We start from the raw sequence: 21,560 nt of genomic DNA, 5'->3' as shown, positions 1-21,560 counted from the left end.
CTGAAATCTTGCTTTCACAGTAGAATATGCGCTCTCTTCAAGTCACATTGAGGTAGGTTGCCAAAGCCTGCCCGTGGAGCCAAAAACAGCATGTTTATCGTTGCCGGTGCACCTGCACACTCTTCTTTTAAGCAAACACAACTATTAACACGCCTTGCGTCAATCAGTTCTGTTCAATCAATAGAAAGCCAATGGGTTTACCTTTTCGACCAAGCGCTCAACGAGCAACAACAGCAATCTGCTTTACAGCTTTTAAACGATGGTGCATCGTTTGAACTACATCAGGCAACCAGTGATGAAGTACAGATTTTAGTCACGCCACGTGTCGGTACAATTTCGCCGTGGTCGTCTAAGGCAACCGATATTTTTGCCAATTGTAATACGCCTGTACACCGCTTAGAACGCGGTGTTTTGTTTACTTTAAAGGGTATTTCTGAAGTATCTGAAGAAGTGAAACAAGTTTTACATGACCGTATGACAGAAAGCGTTTTCAATAAAATTGATGATGCATCCGCATTGTTCTCAGAAACTGCACCTAAGCCGTTAAACTCAATTGATATCTTAGGTCAAGGTAAAGATGCACTGGTTAAAGCAAATTCTGAATTCGGTTTTGCATTATCAGATGAAGAAATTGATTATTTAACAGCAGCATTTAATAAATTAGGTCGTAACCCACACGACATCGAGTTGATGATGTTTGCTCAAGCAAACTCAGAACACTGTCGTCACAAAATTTTTGGTTCTGAATGGACAATTGATGGTGAAAAACAACCATTGTCATTGTTCCAAATGATTAAAAATACCTATAAAGAATCTCCGACAGACGTATTATCAGCCTATAAAGATAATGCATCGGTGATTGTTGGTTTTGATACGCAACGTTTTTATCCTAAAAAAGATGAAGCAACTGGGCACTATGTTTATAAATATAAGAGCCAAGCTGCCCACATCTTAATGAAAGTGGAAACCCATAACCATCCAACTGCAATCGCACCATTTGCTGGCGCGGCAACAGGTTCAGGTGGTGAAATTCGTGATGAAGGTGCAACTGGTCGTGGTGGTAAACCAAAAGCTGGTTTAACAGGCTTTACAGTGTCTAACCTGAATATTCCGGGTTTTGAACAACCTTGGGAAGAGAATTACGGTAAACCATCACGTATGGCTTCACCACTTCAAATCATGATTGATGGTCCATTGGGTGGTGCTGCATTCAATAATGAATTTGGTCGTCCCGCACTTAATGGTTACTTCCGTACTTTTGAACAAAACGTAAATGGTGAAGTAAAAGGTTTCCATAAACCGATCATGATTGCAGGCGGTTACGGTAACATTCGCCCTGATCATGTCGAAAAAGATGCGATTCAACCAGGTGATTTACTGATTGTCTTAGGCGGTCCTGCAATGCTGATCGGCTTAGGCGGTGGTGCAGCATCTTCTGTAGACAGTGGTAAATTGGGTGAAAACCTAGATTTTGCTTCGGTTCAACGTGAAAACCCAGAAATGGAACGTCGTTGTCAAGAAGTGATCGATGCATGTTGGAGAATGGAAGATTTTAACCCGATCGTATCTGTGCATGATGTTGGTGCTGGCGGTATTTCCAATGCAATGCCTGAATTGGTCAACGACCATGAATTAGGTGCAATTCTTGATCTTCGTAAGATTCCATCACTAGAACCTGGTATGTCACCAATGGAAATCTGGTCAAACGAAGCACAAGAACGTTATGTGTTGGCAATCAAACCAGAATCATTAGAATTGTTTGAGTCTATCTGTGCACGTGAACGTTGCCCATTTGCAGTATTAGGGGAAGCAACAGAAGCACGTCAACTTACTGTGAATGATCCATTGTTTGATAACAAAGCAGTGGATATGCCAATGCAAGTCATGCTTGGTGGTACACCACGTATGAGCCGTTCATATGAAACAATTGAACGTAAAGGCAATGCATTCGATGCTTCTAAAGTTGACTTGAAAGATGCAATTTTCCGTGTATTGAAAAATCCAACTGTTGCGTCTAAATCTTTTCTAATTACCATCGGTGACCGTTCGATCACAGGTATGGTTGCACGTGATCAAATGGTGGGTCGCTGGCAAGTTCCTGTTGCCGATGCCGCAGTAACCACAACCAGTTTGCAAGGTTATACAGGTGAAGCAATGGCAATGGGAGAGCGTCCTCCAGTCGCATTGTTAAATCCTGCCGCTTCTGCACGTTTAGCAGTTGCCGAAGCAATCAGTAATATCATGTGTGCCAATATTGAACAGATCAGCGATATTAAATTATCAGCAAACTGGATGGCGGCAGCAGGTCAAAAAGGTGAAGATCAAGCATTATTTGAAGGTGTAAAAGCCATTGGTATGGAAATGTGTCCTGCCTTGGGTATTGCGATCCCTGTTGGTAAAGACTCACTGTCTATGCGTACCACTTGGAATGATCAAGGTGAAGATAAAGCAGTCACTTCACCAATGTCAGGTGTCATCACTGCATTTGCACCTGTATTAGATGTACGTAAAACTTTAACCCCTGAATTGAAAAATGAAGATTCCGTTTTAGTCCGTATTGATTTATCTAAAGGTCAGTTCCGTTTAGGCGGTTCGATTCTTGCTCAGGTATATAAAGCAATTGGTTCTGTAACGCCAGATGTTGACAGTTTTGACGATTTCAAAGCATTCTTTGCTTTAGTACAAGACTGGAATAACCGTGGTTTAATCAAGGCTTATCATGACATTGGTGATGGTGGTCTATTGGCAACTGTTGCTGAAATGATGTTTGCTTCACGCTTAGGTGTGTCACTTGAAAACCAAACGAATGAAAGCTTATTTGCTGAAGAAATCGGTGCAGTATTGCAAATTTCTCAAGCAGATTGGGCAACTTTGGCTGATGAGGTTGCAGTCTCAAGCTTAAGAGATGCGATTGCTGTAGTCGGTACAGTCAACGATTCTGATCAGCTTACTGTCAATGGTCTAGTGCTAGAGCGTGCTGAATTACAACAAGCTTGGACTGAAGTTTCTCATCAAATCCAGCGTTTGCGTGATAATGTAGAAACTGCTGACTCTGAGTTTGCATTGATTGGCGACCGTGAGCATAAAGGCTTAATCGCATTACCAACATTTGATTTAAATGAACCTGTTGAAGCGCCATATATCAACGAACGTCGTCCAAACATGATGATTCTACGTGAACAGGGTGTTAACGGTCATGTGGAAATGGCTGCTGCATTTGATAAAGTCGGCTTCAATACTGTTGATGTCCACATGAGTGATTTACTTTCAGGTCGTGTTGATTTAGATGATTTTGAAGGTTTGGTTGCTTGCGGTGGCTTCTCTTATGGTGACGTTTTAGGTGCAGGTGGTGGTTGGGCTAAATCTGTATTGTTCAATACGAAGTTGCGTGATCAATTTGAAAAATTCTTTAATCGTGACAATACTTTCTCCGTAGGTATTTGTAATGGTTGCCAAATGTTGGCACAGCTTGCGCCACTGATTCCAGGTGCAGACAACTGGCCACGTTTCCGTCGTAATACTTCAGAAGTATTTGAAGCACGTGTAGTCAATGTAAAAGTTGAAAAAACACCTTCTATTCTTTTAGAAGGTATGGAAGGTTCTATTTTACCTATTGCTGTTGCACATGGTGAAGGTCGTGCAGAAACTTCTGCGGAAAACTTTGCTTCACTCAATGCGGGTAATCAAGTTATTTTACGTTATGTCGATAGCTTGGGTAATGTAACTCAACAGTATCCATTGAACCCGAATGGCTCGCCTGAAGCAATTTCTGGTGTAACCTCAAAAGATGGTCGTGCCACCATTATGATGCCACATCCTGAACGGAATTTCCGTGCAGTTCAACACTCTTGGAAACCTGAGGAATGGACAGAAGATGGTGCATGGTTACGTATGTTCCGTAATGCACGTAAGTTTATTGGTTAATTAGATCTATACCAATGAATTGTAAAAGCCCCGTAAGGGGCTTTTTTAATTTATGATGTTTGAAAATATTGAATACGTATGAAAAATGAAAAAAAGATTATTGGATGTGACAAGAGTTATTTTGGATAAGTTTAGCAATCGCTATCATGATTATGATAAGTTCTGGGGTATAGGTGTATTGTATAGCCATGCAAAGCATTTAAATACATCGAGCTTTACTTTTAAATTGTTGAATCAACACCATGATATTAACGATGTTTTTTTAGAGAAAGTTCATCAAAAATTCTCTAAACATTTAGTTCATTATTTAAGTATTCATCATAAATTTCTGACTGATTTAAGTTTGGCTATGATTAAAATTGACTTCGATCGTGATCATCTTTTAAAGCCCTCAACGTTATATGGGGATTATTTTTATGTGCAAGTCGAGCTTATAGATCAAAAAGGTCAGTATTTTATTGCTGAGTTGGATGGCTATTGTTGTCCTCACATTGAATGGATTCAACAAAGAAAATTGATTGATTCATTGCCATTAGAACAAAAAAAATTTTACTGGGAAGCTTAGAGTGAACATCAATAAATGCATTGATAATTTGTTACATTTTTTGAGTTGGTTTATTTCTTGCTTGTTATAAATTGTCTATTAAAAGACCAATGTTTTGCCCCAAAGGTGTTCCAACATGTAGCAAGAATGAGGTGATAAAATGATAAGAATAGTAAATTATTCAACAGCAGAAAAGGTCATCCTTCGCCAAAAAGGATGGAAATGGTTTGGTGCAGTTTTACTGCTACAAATAGTGATTATTTTGAGCGCATATTTTATTGCTTAAAAAATACTTTTATTCACATTTAATCGCAAAAGCCACTTGATTGTGGTTTTTTGCATATAATTTTTATAAATGATGCTAAGTATATGTAAATGATAAAAAACATGATGATTTATAAAGTTAATCTTATTTCAAAAATTATTTAACGCTATACTTTCACAAATAATATTATTTTCAATATCAGACAAGCTTATCGCGCTGAAAAAATAATGAGCAAATAAAATAGGATTTCGATATGACAAGAATAATCTTTGCGATTTCAATACTTTTTGGGTGGCAATTTACGCATGCTCAAGGCGTTCAAATTGGATCATTAATTGACATCAAAGCTTTGAATTGCGACATGATTTTTCAAAAGCCTGAAAGCAAAATTGCGGGATTATTGCGTGACTTTAGCGCAAATGGACCAAAGCAGGTCAAATTAAATAAATCAAAACAAATGATGACGATTGGAGGGCATACTTATCTGGGAATACAAGGTCATCAGTATTATAAAACAGCACATACTGAACAGGATGATTTAGCGGTTGATACTGATGTTTTTGGGGTTCGACTAATCAAAATTGCATTACAAAAACATCAATTGGCAAATACGCAATACAAGGGCTATTATTTTGTATTTCGAGGGGAGCCAACCACAGTACTTTATCATTTACGTAAGGTTGTAGGTGATGAATGGAATATCGAAAATGCTATAGATGAAACACCTCAAGGAAATTCAAAATTAAGCTGTGGTTATACAAGTTAAATCATGAATAGAGCTATATTTTTAATTACTTTTATAATTGCTTTAACTGGTTGTTTTCCATATATAGTGATGACAGAGCCTAAAATTAATCTGATTGTAAAAGATTCAGATGGGAGATTAGTCGATCAAGCCCATGTCGTTTTAACAACAATATTAAAAGATGGAAAGATGACTCAAACATATAAGTCTCAATATACTGAAAATGGGATGGCATATTTTGATATTAGAAAATCGCTGACATTAAATATGGGAACAAATAGACAGTATTTTTGGTCAATTTGTATCTCTAAAGAGGGTCATAAACTGCAAACACATACGATTAAGGATCAAAGTAATCTTGAGATCCATTTAGAAAAATTGCAAGACTCTGAAGTAAATCAAAAGTGTCCAACTCATATAAGTCGAGTAGAGCGGTAATTGTCAATAAAGAAACAGTCTTTTAATAGATATTTCGAATTTAAGGAAGATCAATGTATGGACAAATTTTTTTTAATTCCCTTTTTCATCTTTTTAACAGGATGTTTTCCTGTTTATAAAACACAAAAGCCGCAACTGACTGTAAATGTTGTAAATGAACGGGGAGTCGCTATTCCTAATGTAAAAGTCGTCTTAGTGACCAGTGTACGTCCAGCAAAAATAGATGACCAATACGATGAAAAGTATAGCAACCAAATAGGCGTCGTAAACTTTGAAAAGCAAGCGCAATGGAAAGTTGAAAGTCTAATGATTCATGGTGTGCAGTTTTACGATTGGCATTTATGTGTGGCAAAAGAAGGCTATATTACTCAAGATTTTATTGATGTCACTAAAAATGAGCAGATTAAAATTATTTTAAAGCAGGGTAATACACCATTAAGACAATATGCTTATCAGTGCTAAGATGTTAAATATTAATGCTGATTATCATACTTAAAGGTAAATAACTCATAATAAAGCTTGTTCTCTCCTAAGCATTTAACAAATATAGTCAACTTGATGAAAAATTCAGACAGTAAAATATCATTTCTCTTGATCACTAAAATGAATGCTATCGATATATTGTTTGATGACCTAAAGCTTGCACTGCCAAGCTTTACCTCCAAAGTTTAAACCGTTTTGCGCAGGCGATACTTTACTTTTCAGAGATGAAAAGTAACAAAAATCTTGCGTTTAACAGGGGTCTTGCGCTGCGAACAAAGCAATCCTTTGTTTTTTGCTCATATACCCCCGCTCAACATGGCGACATTCATGTCGCCTCACGATAGCAAGACCATCAATGATTCAAAAGGGCAAAATATATGAATGATCAAAATCTTCTAAGGAGTATATAGGTTATTGAATATCAATGATTGATCGCAAAGTACTTGTATGAATCATTAGACGGTTTGACTATATGCATAAAAAAACCACCCGGAGGTGGTTTTTCATCTTAAAAAATTAATGTGTGGCATCAAAATTATAAGATTTTTGTTTTTCAGTATCGAATTTGCCTTCCCATTTACTGATTACAAGAACAGCAAGTGCGTTACCAATTACATTTAATACTGTACGTGCCATATCTAAGATACGGTCAATACCCGCAATAAATGCCAAACCTTCTAGTGGAATACCCACACTGCCCAATGTTGCCAGTAGCACAACGAAAGACACACCTGGAACACCTGCGATCCCTTTAGAGGTAATCATCAGTGTAAGCACTAAAACAATTTGTTGTGTGATGGTTAAATCAATACCATAAAGTTGAGCAATAAAGATTGCCGCAATACTTTGGTAAAGCGTAGAACCATCTAGGTTAAATGAATAACCAATCGGTACAACGAAACTGGTGATTGACTTAGGCGCACCATAAGCTTCCATTTTTTCCATCATACGAGGTAAAACGGTTTCAGAGCTTGCAGTCGAATAAGCAAGTATCAATTCATCTTTTAAGATTTTGATAATTGTCCAAATACTGAAACCACAGAATTTAGCCACAAAACCAAGCACGATAAAGATAAAGAATAGAATTGCTGCATAAACCAATACTGCCAGTTTAATCAGTGGCAATAAAGAACTGAAACCAAAGTTTGCGACAGTAGCAGCGATCAAGCCGAAAACACCAAACGGTGCAAACATCATGATCATATGCGTTACTTTAAACATGGTTTCAGAAACAGCTTTTAATACATCGATTAAAGGCTGTTTGGTTTCTTTAGATAATGATCCAAGACCGATACCAAAAATCACTGCAAAGAAGATGATTGGCAACATATGCCCATCGCTCATTGCAGCAAAGATATTCGGTGGAATAAGTGAAAGAACGGTATTCACTAAACCATGAGCTTCATGACTGACTTCCTGTGTCGTTTCTTTATATTGAGAAATATCAGAAGTTGTCAGTGTAGACATATCAATGCCTGCGCCTGGCTGGAATACATTCGCAGCAACTAAGCCCACAATGATGGCGACGGTCGTAATAATCTCAAAGTAAACAATGGTTTTTAAACCTAATTTACCGACACTTTTACTGTCGCCTGCATTGGCAATCCCTAAAATCAGCATGGAAAGCACAAGTGGGATTACAATCATTTTGATCAGATTAATAAAAATCTTACCTAATGGTTGTAGAAAGTTTGCAACGATGTCATTACGAAGTTCAGGAGAGTTGTGCAAGAATGCACCAACAAGGATACCTAAGAAGAGCGCAATAACAATTTGCCAAGCTAGGCTAATTCTCATTTTCTTCATACTGAGCCCTTAAAATTCAGATTTTGGCGAAAAGAAAACTCTATCAAAAAAATGAAAAAAAAATCCCGCTAAAGTATGTGGGTACTTTAGGGTGGGAGATTCTGAACATTCAGAGTATTTTGAAAATGGTGTATTCTGACGCTATTTGACTCTGTAATACTAATATTTTTATTAAAAATGCGTTCAATTGATTAAAAATAATTCAGTTTGATTAAATTATTCGATTTTATTGTGAAATTTTATTAATTATATAAATTATATTTTACATATTCATTCTATTTGTTTATGTCTTTTGCTGAGTCGGAGATAAGCCCATATCATCAAAATTGCAAACAGCGATCCAAGATAGATCAACTTAGGAATAACGATGAAAGTGGGTACACCCATTTGATTGAGTTGGATAAACAAATTGATGCCTTGTGTGGATGGTAAAATATGAGCAAACGCTTGCATCCAATGCGGCATTGCGGCTAAAGGCCAAGCAGCGCCAGATAATAAAAATAAAGGAATTGATGTAAAAACAATAACATGTCCAGCCCGTTCTGAAATATCCAGATAACTTGCTAGAACCATTGCCATTGCAATCACACAGCTAATAAATATAGGTACTGCAAATAGCATTCCCCAAAAGTTTCCACCTCGTGGATAATCATTGAGCCAATAGGTAAAACCAAATAAATAAAAACAACCCAAACAACCGATGGTTAAAGCGGCTAAATAAATCGCAACAAACTCAGGCAGGGTAGCACGCCAGTATTGTTCACGATAACCAGCAAGCAGCATGCATAAACCTAAAACGATGGTCTGATGGATAATTAATGGTGCAATTGCTGGAAAAATATAACTGCCATATCCAGATAAAGTATTAAATAGTGGAATTTGATGAACAGGAATTGAGGGTTGAAAGTGTGAAATTTTCCCAAACCTTTCTGCATGCTCTGCAATTGTATTTTCAATCGAAGTGGCTAGACCTAAACCAATTTGTTTAGTTTTAAGAAAATAAGCACTACTTAAATATAAACCGATACCGCCTTCTTCGCCCCGTACAACACTATTGGACAAGTTCTCAGGCAACAATAAAATACCATCGGCTTTTTGTTGTTGAACCATTTGTTTAGCATGTTCAAAATTACCCGTAATTTCTGTAATTGCTACATTGGGGCTTTTAGAAACTTCGACAATAATTTCATGACTGAGAAAGCTTTGTTCTTCATCTACAATAATGATCGGTAAGTTTTCTGCTGTTTGTGCTTTATAGGCAGTAGGATAAAAAAAACTATAAAAAAATACCGAGAGTATCATCGTGGTCAATATGGACGAATTTTTCGCTATATTTTTAAAAGTGGCAAAATAGTGTTGAGCGAGTGCTTTAAAGAAATTAATCATATTGCGCCCCTTGAACCACTTTTTTGAGGAGCAAAGTAGAGATTGCACCATATAAAATACAATAAATGGTTAAAATTCCGAGAGGAAGCATCGAGATAAAAATGGGACTGCCCACGACCCATTGTTCAGTTTGTAATTTTGCATAAGGTGTATAAGGGATAATATTGGCCCAAAACTGAGTAAAGATAGGGGCATTATTCAAAGGCAGGGTGACACCTGCAAAACTCAAAGAAGAACCGCCATAGACTGCAATAAAGCCAAAGGTTTTAGATAAATTTTTGGTTGCAAGTACAACTGTGCTACTGATTAGGGCATAAGCTGTATAAAGTAAAAATTGTCCAAGCAAGATCATCCATAAACTTCCAGCAATAAACCAACCTCGAATTTCAACCAGCCAAAACATCCAGACCCATGTCCAAAAACAGAAGATCAATACATAGAGCATATTTTTAGCCAGTAATGCAGTAAAGATAGATCTTCCTTGAACCCATTGCCTAACACTTGCATATTTCAGTTCTTGACCAACTGCAAAAGCAACGCAACAACAAAGCAAGAGGTGCAAAATTGCTGGAATCATAAAAGGTTCTAGATAGAACTCATAACTCAGATTTGGATTAAATAATGGTGAGATTTTAACATTCGGTGTCGCGATTTCAGCATAAGGAATTTTGTTTTGATAATAAGAGTGTTGTGCAAAATCACCGATTGCCTCAACTGTTGAGAGTAACATTGCAGATGAAATGCCATTTCCGATACTGAAATAGGACTGGTTAAATGCAATGCTGATTTGCGCATCTTGTGCTTGTACCAATCTTTGTTCAGCACCTACAGGAATATGTACATAACCCCAAATTTTGGTTTGATTCAGTAAATGTTCAACTTGATTTGGGTCATTTGAAACGGTATGAATCGAAAGTGTGTGGTTGTGACTGAGATATTTCTCGATATTACGACTTAACTCACTTTGATCTTGATCAATAATGGCGATCGGTAAATGTTCTGCTTTGCCTGCATAAAACATGCTACTAAATAAAACAATAACAAACAAAGGAGCGAGTGTGACTAAGCATAAATCCCACTTATGTGTAAACAGATATCGAAGCTCTCTTCGCATGCTCGCCCACATGTTTATTGATGCTCTTGAAGTTTAAAAATCACACTCATACCGACTTTCAAATCAGGCAATGCTTCAGCAGGCGTCAATTTAATTTTAAAGCTACGAATATCATAACCGCCTGTTTGACGCGTGGTTTTAATGGTTGCAAATTCACCTTCTGCATCAATGTTTTTAATGTGAAATGAAACAGTTTTGTTTAATGCAGGTATAAATCCATCGAGTGATTTTGCTTGATAAACCTGTGCATATTGATCTTCTCTAACATTTAAGCTGACCCATTTTTCTTCATCTTGGATAATACTCACCACAGGGACACCAATCGCAACCAATTCAGATGGTTTGCCATAGGTTTTGGATACAGTACCATTCACAGGCGAATAGAGTTTGGTTTCTGCTTCTAGCGCATTTGCCTCGGCAACAGCAGCTTTGGCAATTTCAACTTGCGCATCAGCACCTGATTTTTGTTCAGCAGTGCTGCCACGTTTGGCACGCGCATATTGTTGATAGGCAGCTTCACTCATTTGCGTGGCGGATTGGGCAGCAGCAAACATTTCATCACGGCGTTGGCGTGAAATTACGCCCTGAGCAAAAAGAGTGGAACCACGTTGGTAGGTTGCTTTAGCAAGATTTTCTTGTGCCTTTACACTTTGCCAATTGGCATAGAGGGTATCAATATTTTCTTGTTGCGAGCCACGATTAGTTGTGGATTGCAATGCCAAAGCTGATTGTAGGGTGGCAAGAGCCTGCTGTTTCTTTGCTTCAATTTCTGGACTGCTTAGAGTAACTAGAAGTTGACCCTTATTCACTTTTTGTCCATCACTGACAAAGATACCCTCAATTCGACTGGGCACTTTGGTACTGACATGCAGTGTTTCTGCTTCTACACGACCTTGAACATCTACAGTTTTAGGTTGGTAACTTTTCCATAATCCAAATGCAATCAATCCGATAAGAATGATGAGAATAATCAAACCAATTGCAATTACAGTTCTTTTTTTAAAGGCATTTTCCTTGACTGTTGAATGTTGAATCGCGTGTGATTGTTCATCCGTTGACTGAGATAATGTGGAGTTTTCAGCCTCATTGATTACACGATCATCCTGTGACCTTGAGTTGTTCTGATGTTCCTGAACTTGATCTGACGCTTGCGTATTGGCGATGTTGTCATGCGAACTTTCAGCATTTAACTTAGCGTCTGATGTTGAATTATTATGCGTATTCTGATGGTTATTTTCTTGTGACATTTTTAGCTCCATCTTCAACGAATAAAATCGGTGTTGGTTTGATTAACATAGTCTTTGAACTGAGAAATTGAGCCATGACTTTGCAGTAGGGTCGCCAAAGCCATTACATATTTATAAGCATTGAGTGCTTTTTCAGTTTTTAATACACTCAATTGATTCTGTGCATCAATCACTTGGCTCGCTGTCCCCATATCTTCTTTAAATGACAATTGCTGAATACGGAGATTTTCGAGAGCAGCTTGTTCATTTTGTTGTAAAAGTTGATTGGATTGTTGGGCTGTACTTAACTCACTATAAGATTTGTAAATAATATTCTCAATCTCTTGTTGGGTACGTGCAGTCATTAATTCAGTCGCATATCGCTGCAATTCAGCAGCTTGTACATTTTTATTTTTATCAATGCCTGAGAATAAGTTGTAACGGGCAGCAACTCCTACAATCCAGTTTTGATTGTGATCTAAACTATATTCCCCAAAAGCAAATAATTTAGGTTTCTTGGTTGCACTCTGAATTTTGACATTTTGATTGGCTAACTGTGTATCCATCTGCATCTTTCGAACTAGACTTGATGTTTCAGGATAAGAATCAAGCAATTGATTTAGGGATTGGCTTTGTTGACGATTGACAAAAAGTGGGGTTGTTAGTTGGTCTATACTGGATTTATTGAGTAAATTTTTTAGTTGAAACTGACTGGATTGTAAATTCGCAGTGGCATTTTGTTCAGTTCGCAAGGCATTATTTCGTGCAACTTCAAATTGCATACGCTGTCCTTTGCTGACAAAACCCTGTTTCTCCAGTTTGAGGGCATTGTCATAGTGTTGTTGCATTGCTTTAAGGTTGAAACGGCTGGCATCTACAAGTTGTTGTTGTAATTGCACATTAAAATAAGCCTGTATCACTTCAAAACGTTGCGTATCTTGTTGCTGTTTGGCATCCAACTGGCTACGTTCAGCTTTTAAATTTGCAATTTGTTTGGTGCTGGATGTAATACCACCAGTATAAATTGGCATCATTACTGAAACTGTTGGACGAACAACTTCATCTTCTAACACAACGTTTGCAGTATCTGGAATTAAACCAATACCATTATGAATGCCTTGTGTTAATCCCTGTTTTAAAGGATCCGTGATCGTGGAAGGAATGTTTTGTTCTGATTGCCATTGATCAACACGTTCATTGACACCTTGCGATAAGGTTTGTTCGAGATTATTTTTCACACCGTTTAATGGAAGGTCTGTTTCAGTATGAAATTTATAAGCACGGACATTCAAGTCTACACGTGGTAAACCAATATTTTTTACAGCCTCAGCTTGAAGTTTTGATGCTCGATTTAAAGCGTCACTGGCTTGAGTTGTATAAGAGTTTTCAAGTAAATATTGTTCTGCTTGGCTGTAGCTTAAATTTTCAGCAAAACTCATTTGCCCCAAGATCAGGCTGTAAAAAACATATCCGAAAGTTGAAAGTTGAAGTGTTTTGGATAATGCTTTTCTATTTTTAAGGTGTTGTGATTTGATCAGCATAATCTTTTGCATCTGACTAAATTTAAAAACTATTTTACATGGAAAAGGCTGGAGTAAATAATCTAAATAGCCCTAAGAATATGTGTAGTTTTGTAGTTTTATACAGTACATAGGATTGATTAAATTATAATCGCTAAGGCGATATTTAAATAACAATCGAATCGTAAAACAATTATGGAGAAGAAAATGTCAAAAATTACTGTGGAATCTTTAGTTAAGGCACCTATAGACGTGGTATGGCGTATTTATAATAACCCTCAGGATATAGAGCAGTGGAATACAGCTTCACCTGATTGGCATACGGTAAATTCGAAAAATGATTTACGCATCGGTGGTGAGTTTTCAAATCGTATGGAAGCTAAAGATGGCAGTATGGGTTTTGATTTTGCTGGCACTTATACAGAGATTATTCCAAATGAAAAAATTGCATACTCATTTGGAGAGCGCCAAGCTGAAATTACCTTTACTCAACAGGACCAAGCTATATTGGTTCGCATAAGCTTTGATCCTGAAACTGTATACCCTGTTGAACAACAGCGTGCAGGCTGGCAAGCCATTTTAGATAATTTTGCGCGCTATGTGGAAAACGAAAATTAGCGCTGTACAAACGTATAATACAAAATATTTTAAAGTACTTAACTTAATGATCTGAAAATATTTTAGATCGAAGTTGGGTACTATTTTGGAAATCTTATTGTATACCTTGAGTGTGATGTATAGCCCTGGTCCAGTCAATTTTATTGGGTTAAATTCAGGATTAACCGGCAAAATTTCTTATTTCGTGTCTAGTATCAGTTAAAAAACACGTGTAGTCGCAAACATAGACGAATTATCAACAGACTCTAGTAGTAATTGATTGAATTATAGATTATAAACTTAAAATACACGGCAATTTTGATCAATAAGTCTACTACAAGCCAAGACGGTTTATGGCTATATCCATCTACTTGATTGCAAACCAACAATATCTCTACAGAACCCAAATATATGATCAGTTCAACAAGATTATGTTTAAAACCGTTTACTTCTGCTGACGCTGATGAGTGTTATGCCTGCATTACGCCGACATTGACAAAGTATATGTCCTGGGACCCACCTCAAGATCAAAATGCTTTCGAAAATATTTGGCGAACATGGTTAATCACCATTCAAGATGAGTCAGATTGGGTTTTTGTCATTCGAGATCAATTGAATGATGAATTTTTGGGTTTGGTTGGCTTTCATCAAGCAAAGCAGTCTAGACCTGAGTTAGGTATCTGGATTAGAGAAGATCGCCATGGCTTTGCTTATGGAAAAGAAGCCGTGACAGCAATTGCCGATTGGGCTTCAAGACATTTTAATTTTGAAGCTTTTATTTATCCTGTTGCAATTGAAAACTATGCAAGCTGTCGTATCGCTGAATCTTTAAATGGAACGCCCATCTATTGTTCGCAACAACCAAAATATAAATCAGTAACCTACTTGATCCCTAAAATTTAAACAATATTCAAATTTTGTTATTGAAAACTTAGCTCTAAATATGCAATTACATTGAAATATTGACTGATAAAGCTACTGCAAGAAAAGGCGATTTGTGGTTAAATGCGCCTATTTCATTCGTTTCACTTTATAAAAGGGAAAAATCATGCGCGCGTACAATTTCTGTGCTGGTCCTGCTGCATTACCTACTGCCGTTTTAGAAAAAGCTCAAGCTGAGTTATTGGATTGGCATGGTAAAGGCTTATCCATCATGGAAATGAGCCACCGTAGTAAAGACTATGTGGCTGTCGCTGAAAAAGCAGAAGCAGACTTACGTAAATTGATGAACATTCCTGAGAACTACAAAGTATTGTTCTTGCAAGGTGGCGCATCACTTCAGTTCTCCGCAATTCCACTTAATTTATTGGGCAAAAACTCAAAAGCAGATTATATCCATACTGGGATTTGGTCTGAAAAGGCTACTCAAGAAGCGCAACGTTATGGTGATATTCATATTGTTGAGGCGGGTACAACAATTGAGGGGAAATTAGCCATCTCTGAGCAAAGTACATGGGATTTGTCTGATGATGCTGCTTATGTTCATTATGCCGACAATGAAACGATTGGTGGGATTCAATTTACCAATATTCCTGAAACCAATAAACCTTTAGTTTCAGATCTATCATCAAGTATTTTATCTGCACCACTGGATGTTTCAAAGTTTGGTCTGATTTATGCCGGTGCGCAAAAAAATATTGGTCCTGCTGGTTTAACTTTGGTGATTGTTCGTGATGACTTGTTGGATCAAGCAAAACCTGAAATTCCAAGTTTACTGAAATACGGTGCACAAGCTAAAAATGATTCTATGGTCAATACACCTGCGACCTATGCATGGTATTTGTCTGGTCTTGTGTTTGAGTGGTTGCTTGAACAGGGTGGTGTAGATGCAATGCATAAAACCAACCTTGAAAAATCTAAATTGCTTTATGGTTATATTGATTCAAGCGATTTTTATAACAATCCAATCGCAGTTCAGAACCGTTCGATCATGAATGTACCTTTTACCTTGGCTGATGCTGCACTTGATAAATTGTTCCTGAAAGAGGCGGAAGAAAATCATTTATTAAATCTTGCAGGTCACCGTTCAGTAGGTGGAATGCGTGCAAGTATTTATAATGCTGTACCTTTAGAAGGTGTACAGGCATTAGTCAACTTTATGGATGATTTCGCTCAACGTAATGGCTAATAGGCTGTTCTGAATAAAAACATGCCATCTTTTAGAGATGGCATTCTTTCTTTAACTTCAAGATTAGAGAAAGGAAGGGCGAAGATTAAAGCGAATAAAAATCCCTCTGATCATCATCAAGAGGGATTTTTTATGTAAATAGATCATGTTGCGCATTAAGTCATTGGAAAGATGCCTAATATATGGATCAATATTGCAGCTAAAAACATACCCAGAACAAAAAAGCAACATGCTCCTTTATCCAAACGTAAGTGAAAACCACTAACTTGATTGATTAGACTAGTCGATTGTTCAGGTATAATTTTCATTACTGAGCCTAGATTTTAAATTATTGTTAAATCCTACTGGTTCGTCGTATTTTTAACATAATTGGCTGGTTAAATAAAGCGCTAAATCTAATTATTATAATTTTTGAGAAATTATTATCTCTAAAAAAATATAAACAGTATGAATTTAAAATATGACTTTTGTGGATGGTTTGTGGATAACTTTGGCTGTTTCAAAATTTTATCGGAAAAAATACGTAGAAATGCATGCTAAACGAGCTTAGCCTATACACAAATCAATGATATTTAATAAATTAATTTTTAGGTCTAAATGTTTGTTTTTAAATTTATTTATAAATTCATAAATCTCTACTTTGAGAAACATAGGGATCACTTGATTATTAAAATAATTCCTTATATTGCTTAATTTATTAACAAACAAATTGGGGGAGATTAATTCATTTTGAATTTAAATTGTGGATAAATCGTTATTTTGAATTCAAAACAAGAAAAATTGAACAGCAAAAATTCAATATATCAAAAATGTTACAAAACGTGTAATAAAAAAGCATGATGGACCTTCATCATGCTTTTTTTAATGCTATACAAGTTTATGCAGCAGAATAAATATTGGCTTGAATCCAAATATTGCCACGAATGTATTGACCAATTTCGAAATTTTTATAAGCAGGGTCTTTGGTTGCGATTCGAACAAGAATCGCAGGTTGATTTTCTTCAAGAATCAAGGTCACATCGTAAAGTGTGTAATCTTGTTGCATAAACTGCATTTGGGTCTTTCCAACGACTTTGCCTTGGAACCATGCTTCATCTTCTTGTCCGAGTGTTTCACCGTACAGATATGCTACCATTTTTGAAAAATCAACGGTTACAGGAGCTTTATCGTCCTCAGATTTGGGTTCCCATGCATCGATTTGCTCTTGCAAGTTTTCTGGAGCAACACCATTGTTTTGTGAAAGAATATCATTCAATGCACGATGATGTTTGATTGAAGCAGGATCATCAACAATGATTTGTTCATGATCAGAAACTTTCTCTAGTTCATATGCCCATGCATTTAATTGAACTCTATATTGCTGATCTTGTAGGTATTGATGACTGTTGACACTGTATAAACTATCAAAGGCGTAGACCACACTGTTAGTTCCAACTTTTAAACTCAGTACTGCTTGAGTATTGGTTTTACAGGTGATAATACGATCAATAGAAGCATTTAATTGATATGGGCTTTCAAAACTAGGAAATGCGGTTTTGACGGCTTTAGGCTTATTATTTTCAACATCGATGACTTGGCATAATTGCACAGCAGAGCCATTTGGACCTTGAATCAGCCAAGTTGATACATCCATATCGCACTCTTGTGAACATAGACCCATCGGCATAACAGGCGCATCTAAAGCAAGACCTAACCATTTGGGCACTTCTGTTGTTGGATTCTCAGTTAAAAGATTCCAATGTTCGACATGGCTACCAAAATTTTGATCTTCGATGATAATTGTTTCAGGTCTGTTTTGATTGTTCATTTTCACGTATTAAATGCCTCTCTTATTCTATTAAATCGAGGATGATGTATAAATTTCAAGTCACGAAATGTAAAATCATAAGAAAAACCAGAAGATTAAAGCGAATTTTCGACAAGAATGGCTCGGGTTGTATTTTAAATGAACAATATAAGAATCTTCTTGTGAAGATTAATATGATATTGAGGTAGCACGAACAAATAAAATAATAAGCATAGGACACATCATAAGCATTTTGCTAAAATGCTTGAAAATCTTGATTAGAGATATTTTGTGCTGCCATTTAAACTTTGGGTCGATGCAGATGCACTTCCTAAAATTCTTCGTGAAGTGATTTTACGCGCTTCTGATCGTTACCAACTCGAAGTCACTTTTGTTGCCAATCAACCTGTTGGAATCACGCCTTCGGTTCGAATTAATTCAATTCAGGCGATGTCTGGTGCTGATCAAGCCGATCAAGAGATTGTTGAGCGTATGGGTGAGCATGATATTGTGATTACTCAAGATATTCCTTTGGCTGCTCAAGTTATTGAGAAAGGGGGTGTTGCAATCCACCCACGTGGAGAGGTGTATACCTCAGCCAATGTAAAAGCTCGACTGCATTTACGTGATTTCATGGATACTTTGCGTGGAGCAGGTGTACAAACAGGTGGACCGCCGCCAATTTCTGAACGTGATAAACGTGAATTTTCGAGCAGCCTAGATCAAACAATTCAAAAGCAGAAACGGAAAACTTCGATTTAAGCCATTTTCATTCGCTTTTTATTTTGAATTTTTATAATTGTTTGATCTTATCATCTCTAACTCGACAATCCATTGAATTGAACTGATGACTTACAGGACAAATTATGCCTTCCAAATCTAACCTAGTGACGACCTATATTTTATTGGTCTTCATTTGGGCAAGCACGCCTTTGGCGATTGTTTGGAGTGTGGCTGATTTGCATATGATGTGGGCGTTGGTATTGCGTTTTTTTATCGCATTGCCGATTGCATTACTTTTACTTTTAATCCTCAAAGTCAAACTACCGCTCAATAAAATTGCTTTGCATAGTTACCTTGCAGGATCATTCAGTTTGATTGGTTCGCAGATTTTTACTTATGCAGCAACCAGTTATTTGAGTTCAGGAATTATTGCGTTAATGTTTGGTTTAGCACCGATTATGGCGGGATTGATTGGTCGTTTTGGTTTTGGTCAACGCTTGCTTGGAATTCAATGGTTAGGCATGCTGGTCGCGGTATGCGGTTTGGCAATCATTTGTATGAGTGGTAGTGCAAGTCAACATGTACATCCTATCGGTATCGGGTTGATGTTGATGAGTGTATTTACTTATGCTTTGTCAATTTTTTGGGTCAAAAAGGTCAATGCCGATGTGCTACCCATGGCACAAGCAACAGGTTCAATTCTTGTTTCAACCTTAGCAGCAAGCTGTCTTATTCCTTTTATCTGGCAACATGCCCCAACACATATCCCAGAAACTAAATCTTTATTTGCCCTGATTTATACGGTGTTGATGGCATCATTGTTGGCGATGTTCTGTTACTTCAAATTGGTTCAAAATATTAAAGCAACGACTTTATCCTTAACAACGGTCATGACACCAATGATCGCCATGTTTTTGGGGGCAATGTTGAATAATGAAAAACTGACAATAACGGTATTTGTTGGTGCAGCCGTATTAATTTGTGGTTTATTTTTATATTTCTATAAAGATTTTAAAGCCAGTCGAAGACTTGCTGAAAAAATCAAAACTTCATCTTGATTATTTATACTCAGTAAATTGCAGTATTACTTTCAAAGTTATTTATTTTTGTTTTAAACACAGCAATATGGAAAGATGTGAGAAAACAATATAAATAAGCCATAAAATAATATAAAAAATTTCATGATAATCATCGAAGATATTAAGATAAAAGAATAGACATAAATGGCATAGGATAAAAATAATATGAATACCGATGTTGAATAGAAATGACTAAGCAAATTAGCTTCAATGCTTTTGAAATGAATTGTATTGCACATCAATCTCCGGGGGTATGGCGTCATCCATCAGACCGTTCTACAGAATACAAAGATATTGAATATTGGACTGATCTCGCCAAGATTTTAGAAAAAGGCTTATTTGATGGGATTTTCATCGCAGATGTGCTGGGAATTTATGATGTATATCATCAAAGTGCTGAGCATGCTTTAACAGGAGCAGTACAGGTTCCTGTAAATGATCCGTTACAAATTGTCCCAGCAATGGCAGCAGTGACACAGCATTTAGGTTTTGGCGTCACCACCTCTATTTCATTTGAGCACCCTTATCCCTTTGCGCGAAGAATCAGTACTTTGGATCATTTGACTAAGGGGAGAGTAGGTTGGAATATTGTCACTTCTTATCTAGAAAGTGGCTCTAAAAATCTGGGGTTAAGCACACAACTCAATCACGATGACCGTTATGACGTTGCAGATGAATATTTAGAAGTACTGTATAAGCTTTGGGAAGGCTCATGGGAAGAAGGAGCAGTTTTAAGAGATAAACAAGCTGGTCAATTTGCAGACCATACCAAAGTTCATCCGATTTTGCATGAAGGTAAATATTTTAAAGTACCTGGTATTCATATTTGTGAACCATCACCACAGCGTACGCCTGTATTGTACCAAGCAGGGGCTTCATCTCGTGGACAAAAATTTGCCAGTCAAAATGCGGAATGTATTTTTATTGCACCACCTTCAAAAATTGCTGCAAAGAAAATTGTTCAGAGCATTCGTCAGAAATTGCGTGAGGAAGGGCGAGATCCTTATGCTGTTAAAATTTATACATTATTGTCTATTGTGACTGATGAAACCGATCAAAAAGCACAGGATAAATTTAAGGAATATCAAAGTTATGGAAGTTATGATGGGGCGCTAACATTAGTTTCAGGCTGGTCTGGAGTAGATTTCTCACAATATCAAGCAAAAGATAAAGTGGAATATATTGAAACCAATGCTATTCAATCAATGTTAGATGCTTATGTTAATGCAGATCCTAATCGTGTATGGACGATAGAAGAAATTGCACAATGGAATAGTGTTGGTGGAAATGGCCCTGTAATTGTCGGTTCAGCTCAAACGGTTGCTGATGAATTGCAACACTGGATTGAAGAAACTGACGTAGATGGTTTCAATCTGGCTTATATTTTGGCACATCAAACTTTTATCGATGTGGTGGAGTATATTGTCCCAGAATTACAACGACGTGGGGTCTATCAAACTGAATATCGGACTGGAACGCTAAGAGAGAAGTTATTTGGGCAGGGCGCATATCTGGTCGAAAACCATCGTGGTGCGCAATTCAGAAAAGTAACTAAAGACAAATTTGCACAAGCCAGTTAAGTGTTTTCATCAGGTTTAAAGGTTTTTTAAATTTGTTCATTCAATATATAAATGTGCTAGTTTAAGCAAGTATTCAATGTTTTATTTAAAGCTGAATACTTAGTAAAATAATAAGCATTATGCATCGCTTAAAAATAAAACACGATAAATTCAATATTATGCCCACTTTATGTGGGTATTATTTTTTGATTTTATTGATTATGAATTTTAATGATA

Annotated in this window: 18 protein-coding genes and 1 pseudogene; 13 read left to right on the top strand and 6 right to left on the bottom strand. The window is 36.9% G+C overall.

Annotated elements, in window-relative coordinates; genetic code table 11:
• Positions 1–90: 90 nt before the first annotated feature.
• The 6 genes from purL to AAV97_RS02460 all read left to right on the top strand — a co-directional run bounded on the left by purL (position 91) and on the right by AAV97_RS02460 (position 6,378).
• On the top strand, positions 91–3,924 hold the full coding sequence (gene purL, locus AAV97_RS02480; RefSeq protein WP_046759718.1) for a phosphoribosylformylglycinamidine synthase: 3,834 nt from the start codon (positions 91–93) through the stop codon (positions 3,922–3,924).
• 106 nt (positions 3,925–4,030) lie between these two features.
• Entirely contained in the window at positions 4,031–4,489 is a 459-nt protein-coding gene (locus AAV97_RS02475) for a hypothetical protein (protein ID WP_228136498.1), read from the top strand.
• 139 nt (positions 4,490–4,628) lie between these two features.
• Positions 4,629–4,754: a KGW motif small protein gene (locus AAV97_RS21530; RefSeq protein WP_265597202.1), complete on the top strand. Its 126-nt coding sequence runs from the start codon at positions 4,629–4,631 to the stop codon at positions 4,752–4,754.
• Positions 4,755–4,986: 232 nt separating this feature from the next.
• The gene (locus AAV97_RS02470; RefSeq protein WP_046759710.1) at positions 4,987–5,499 is read left to right on the top strand and encodes a hypothetical protein; all 513 of its coding nucleotides are present in this window, start codon (positions 4,987–4,989) and stop codon (positions 5,497–5,499) included.
• Positions 5,500–5,502: 3 nt separating this feature from the next.
• On the top strand, positions 5,503–5,916 hold the full coding sequence (locus AAV97_RS02465; protein ID WP_046759709.1) for a hypothetical protein: 414 nt from the start codon (positions 5,503–5,505) through the stop codon (positions 5,914–5,916).
• A 57-nt stretch (positions 5,917–5,973) separates the two neighbouring features.
• Positions 5,974–6,378 carry a hypothetical protein gene (locus AAV97_RS02460; RefSeq protein ID WP_046759708.1) on the top strand — a complete coding sequence of 135 codons (405 nt, stop codon included), beginning with the start codon at positions 5,974–5,976 and terminating at the stop codon, positions 6,376–6,378.
• A gap of 537 nt (positions 6,379–6,915) precedes the next feature.
• Here AAV97_RS02460 and gltP read toward each other — a convergent pair.
• The 5 genes from gltP to AAV97_RS02435 form a co-directional block, all read right to left on the bottom strand.
• Entirely contained in the window at positions 6,916–8,205 is a 1,290-nt protein-coding gene (gene gltP, locus AAV97_RS02455) for a glutamate/aspartate:proton symporter GltP (protein WP_004824615.1), read from the bottom strand.
• Between the two features lie 270 nt (positions 8,206–8,475).
• Entirely contained in the window at positions 8,476–9,591 is a 1,116-nt protein-coding gene (locus tag AAV97_RS02450; protein ID WP_046759707.1) for an ABC transporter permease, read from the bottom strand.
• Positions 9,584–10,717 carry an ABC transporter permease gene (locus tag AAV97_RS02445; RefSeq protein WP_046759706.1) on the bottom strand — a complete coding sequence of 378 codons (1,134 nt, stop codon included), beginning with the start codon at positions 10,715–10,717 and terminating at the stop codon, positions 9,584–9,586. Before AAV97_RS02445 ends, AAV97_RS02450 begins: the two co-directional genes overlap by 8 nt.
• Before the next feature lie 2 nt (positions 10,718–10,719).
• A complete protein-coding gene (locus tag AAV97_RS02440) occupies positions 10,720–11,952 on the bottom strand; it encodes an HlyD family secretion protein (RefSeq protein ID WP_046759705.1) in 1,233 nt (410 codons plus the stop codon).
• A gap of 14 nt (positions 11,953–11,966) precedes the next feature.
• On the bottom strand, positions 11,967–13,472 hold the full coding sequence (locus AAV97_RS02435; protein ID WP_046759704.1) for a TolC family protein: 1,506 nt from the start codon (positions 13,470–13,472) through the stop codon (positions 11,967–11,969).
• 186 nt (positions 13,473–13,658) lie between these two features.
• Here AAV97_RS02435 and AAV97_RS02430 point away from each other — a divergent pair, with 186 nt between their 5' ends.
• The 4 genes and pseudogenes from AAV97_RS02430 (at position 13,659) to serC (ending at position 16,176) form a co-directional block, all read left to right on the top strand.
• Positions 13,659–14,069 (top strand): SRPBCC domain-containing protein, encoded by a 411-nt coding sequence (locus AAV97_RS02430; protein ID WP_004824604.1) that lies wholly within the window; start codon positions 13,659–13,661, stop codon positions 14,067–14,069.
• An 85-nt stretch (positions 14,070–14,154) separates the two neighbouring features.
• A pseudogene (locus AAV97_RS21090) lies at positions 14,155–14,241 on the top strand (LysE family translocator); the annotation flags it as partial.
• Between the two features lie 218 nt (positions 14,242–14,459).
• Positions 14,460–14,951: a GNAT family N-acetyltransferase gene (locus AAV97_RS02425; RefSeq protein ID WP_046759703.1), complete on the top strand. Its 492-nt coding sequence runs from the start codon at positions 14,460–14,462 to the stop codon at positions 14,949–14,951.
• Between the two features lie 145 nt (positions 14,952–15,096).
• Entirely contained in the window at positions 15,097–16,176 is a 1,080-nt protein-coding gene (gene serC, locus AAV97_RS02420; RefSeq protein WP_009584520.1) for a 3-phosphoserine/phosphohydroxythreonine transaminase, read from the top strand.
• A gap of 877 nt (positions 16,177–17,053) precedes the next feature.
• On the opposite strand, the gene AAV97_RS02415 is transcribed toward serC, so the two are convergent.
• A complete protein-coding gene (locus AAV97_RS02415) occupies positions 17,054–17,983 on the bottom strand; it encodes a hypothetical protein (RefSeq protein WP_010591375.1) in 930 nt (309 codons plus the stop codon).
• A gap of 270 nt (positions 17,984–18,253) precedes the next feature.
• Here AAV97_RS02415 and AAV97_RS02410 point away from each other — a divergent pair, with 270 nt between their 5' ends.
• The 3 genes from AAV97_RS02410 (at position 18,254) to AAV97_RS02400 (ending at position 21,344) form a co-directional block, all read left to right on the top strand.
• A complete protein-coding gene (locus AAV97_RS02410) occupies positions 18,254–18,724 on the top strand; it encodes a YaiI/YqxD family protein (protein ID WP_004824594.1) in 471 nt (156 codons plus the stop codon).
• A 104-nt stretch (positions 18,725–18,828) separates the two neighbouring features.
• Positions 18,829–19,743 (top strand): DMT family transporter, encoded by a 915-nt coding sequence (locus tag AAV97_RS02405; RefSeq protein ID WP_005032330.1) that lies wholly within the window; start codon positions 18,829–18,831, stop codon positions 19,741–19,743.
• A 209-nt stretch (positions 19,744–19,952) separates the two neighbouring features.
• Positions 19,953–21,344, top strand: coding sequence for an LLM class flavin-dependent oxidoreductase (locus AAV97_RS02400; protein WP_046759702.1), 1,392 nt, complete (start codon positions 19,953–19,955; stop codon positions 21,342–21,344).
• Positions 21,345–21,560: the final 216 nt, after the last annotated feature.

Source organism: Acinetobacter sp. Ag2 (assembly GCF_001005515.1).
Taxonomy (GTDB): Bacteria; Pseudomonadota; Gammaproteobacteria; order Pseudomonadales; family Moraxellaceae; genus Acinetobacter; species Acinetobacter bereziniae.
The sequence above is the reverse complement of the archived record's forward strand: the minus strand, read 5'-3'. Positions and strand labels throughout refer to the sequence as shown.

What these genes read in the sequence shown, in the direction of transcription:
- purL (WP_046759718.1), top strand. Translation starts at nt 91, where the DNA reads ATGTTTATCGTTGCCGGTGCACCTGCACACTCTTCTTTTAAGCAAACA.
- AAV97_RS21530 (WP_265597202.1), top strand. Translation starts at nt 4,629, where the DNA reads ATGATAAGAATAGTAAATTATTCAACAGCAGAAAAGGTCATCCTTCGC.
- AAV97_RS02470 (WP_046759710.1), top strand. Translation starts at nt 4,987, where the DNA reads ATGACAAGAATAATCTTTGCGATTTCAATACTTTTTGGGTGGCAATTT.
- AAV97_RS02465 (WP_046759709.1), top strand. Translation starts at nt 5,503, where the DNA reads ATGAATAGAGCTATATTTTTAATTACTTTTATAATTGCTTTAACTGGT.
- AAV97_RS02460 (WP_046759708.1), top strand. Translation starts at nt 5,974, where the DNA reads ATGGACAAATTTTTTTTAATTCCCTTTTTCATCTTTTTAACAGGATGT.
- gltP (WP_004824615.1), bottom strand. Translation starts at nt 8,205, where the DNA reads ATGAAGAAAATGAGAATTAGCCTAGCTTGGCAAATTGTTATTGCGCTC.
- AAV97_RS02450 (WP_046759707.1), bottom strand. Translation starts at nt 9,591, where the DNA reads ATGATTAATTTCTTTAAAGCACTCGCTCAACACTATTTTGCCACTTTT.
- AAV97_RS02445 (WP_046759706.1), bottom strand. Translation starts at nt 10,717, where the DNA reads ATGTGGGCGAGCATGCGAAGAGAGCTTCGATATCTGTTTACACATAAG.
- AAV97_RS02440 (WP_046759705.1), bottom strand. Translation starts at nt 11,952, where the DNA reads ATGTCACAAGAAAATAACCATCAGAATACGCATAATAATTCAACATCA.
- AAV97_RS02435 (WP_046759704.1), bottom strand. Translation starts at nt 13,472, where the DNA reads ATGCTGATCAAATCACAACACCTTAAAAATAGAAAAGCATTATCCAAA.
- AAV97_RS02430 (WP_004824604.1), top strand. Translation starts at nt 13,659, where the DNA reads ATGTCAAAAATTACTGTGGAATCTTTAGTTAAGGCACCTATAGACGTG.
- AAV97_RS02425 (WP_046759703.1), top strand. Translation starts at nt 14,460, where the DNA reads ATGATCAGTTCAACAAGATTATGTTTAAAACCGTTTACTTCTGCTGAC.
- serC (WP_009584520.1), top strand. Translation starts at nt 15,097, where the DNA reads ATGCGCGCGTACAATTTCTGTGCTGGTCCTGCTGCATTACCTACTGCC.
- AAV97_RS02415 (WP_010591375.1), bottom strand. Translation starts at nt 17,983, where the DNA reads ATGAACAATCAAAACAGACCTGAAACAATTATCATCGAAGATCAAAAT.
- AAV97_RS02405 (WP_005032330.1), top strand. Translation starts at nt 18,829, where the DNA reads ATGCCTTCCAAATCTAACCTAGTGACGACCTATATTTTATTGGTCTTC.
- AAV97_RS02400 (WP_046759702.1), top strand. Translation starts at nt 19,953, where the DNA reads ATGACTAAGCAAATTAGCTTCAATGCTTTTGAAATGAATTGTATTGCA.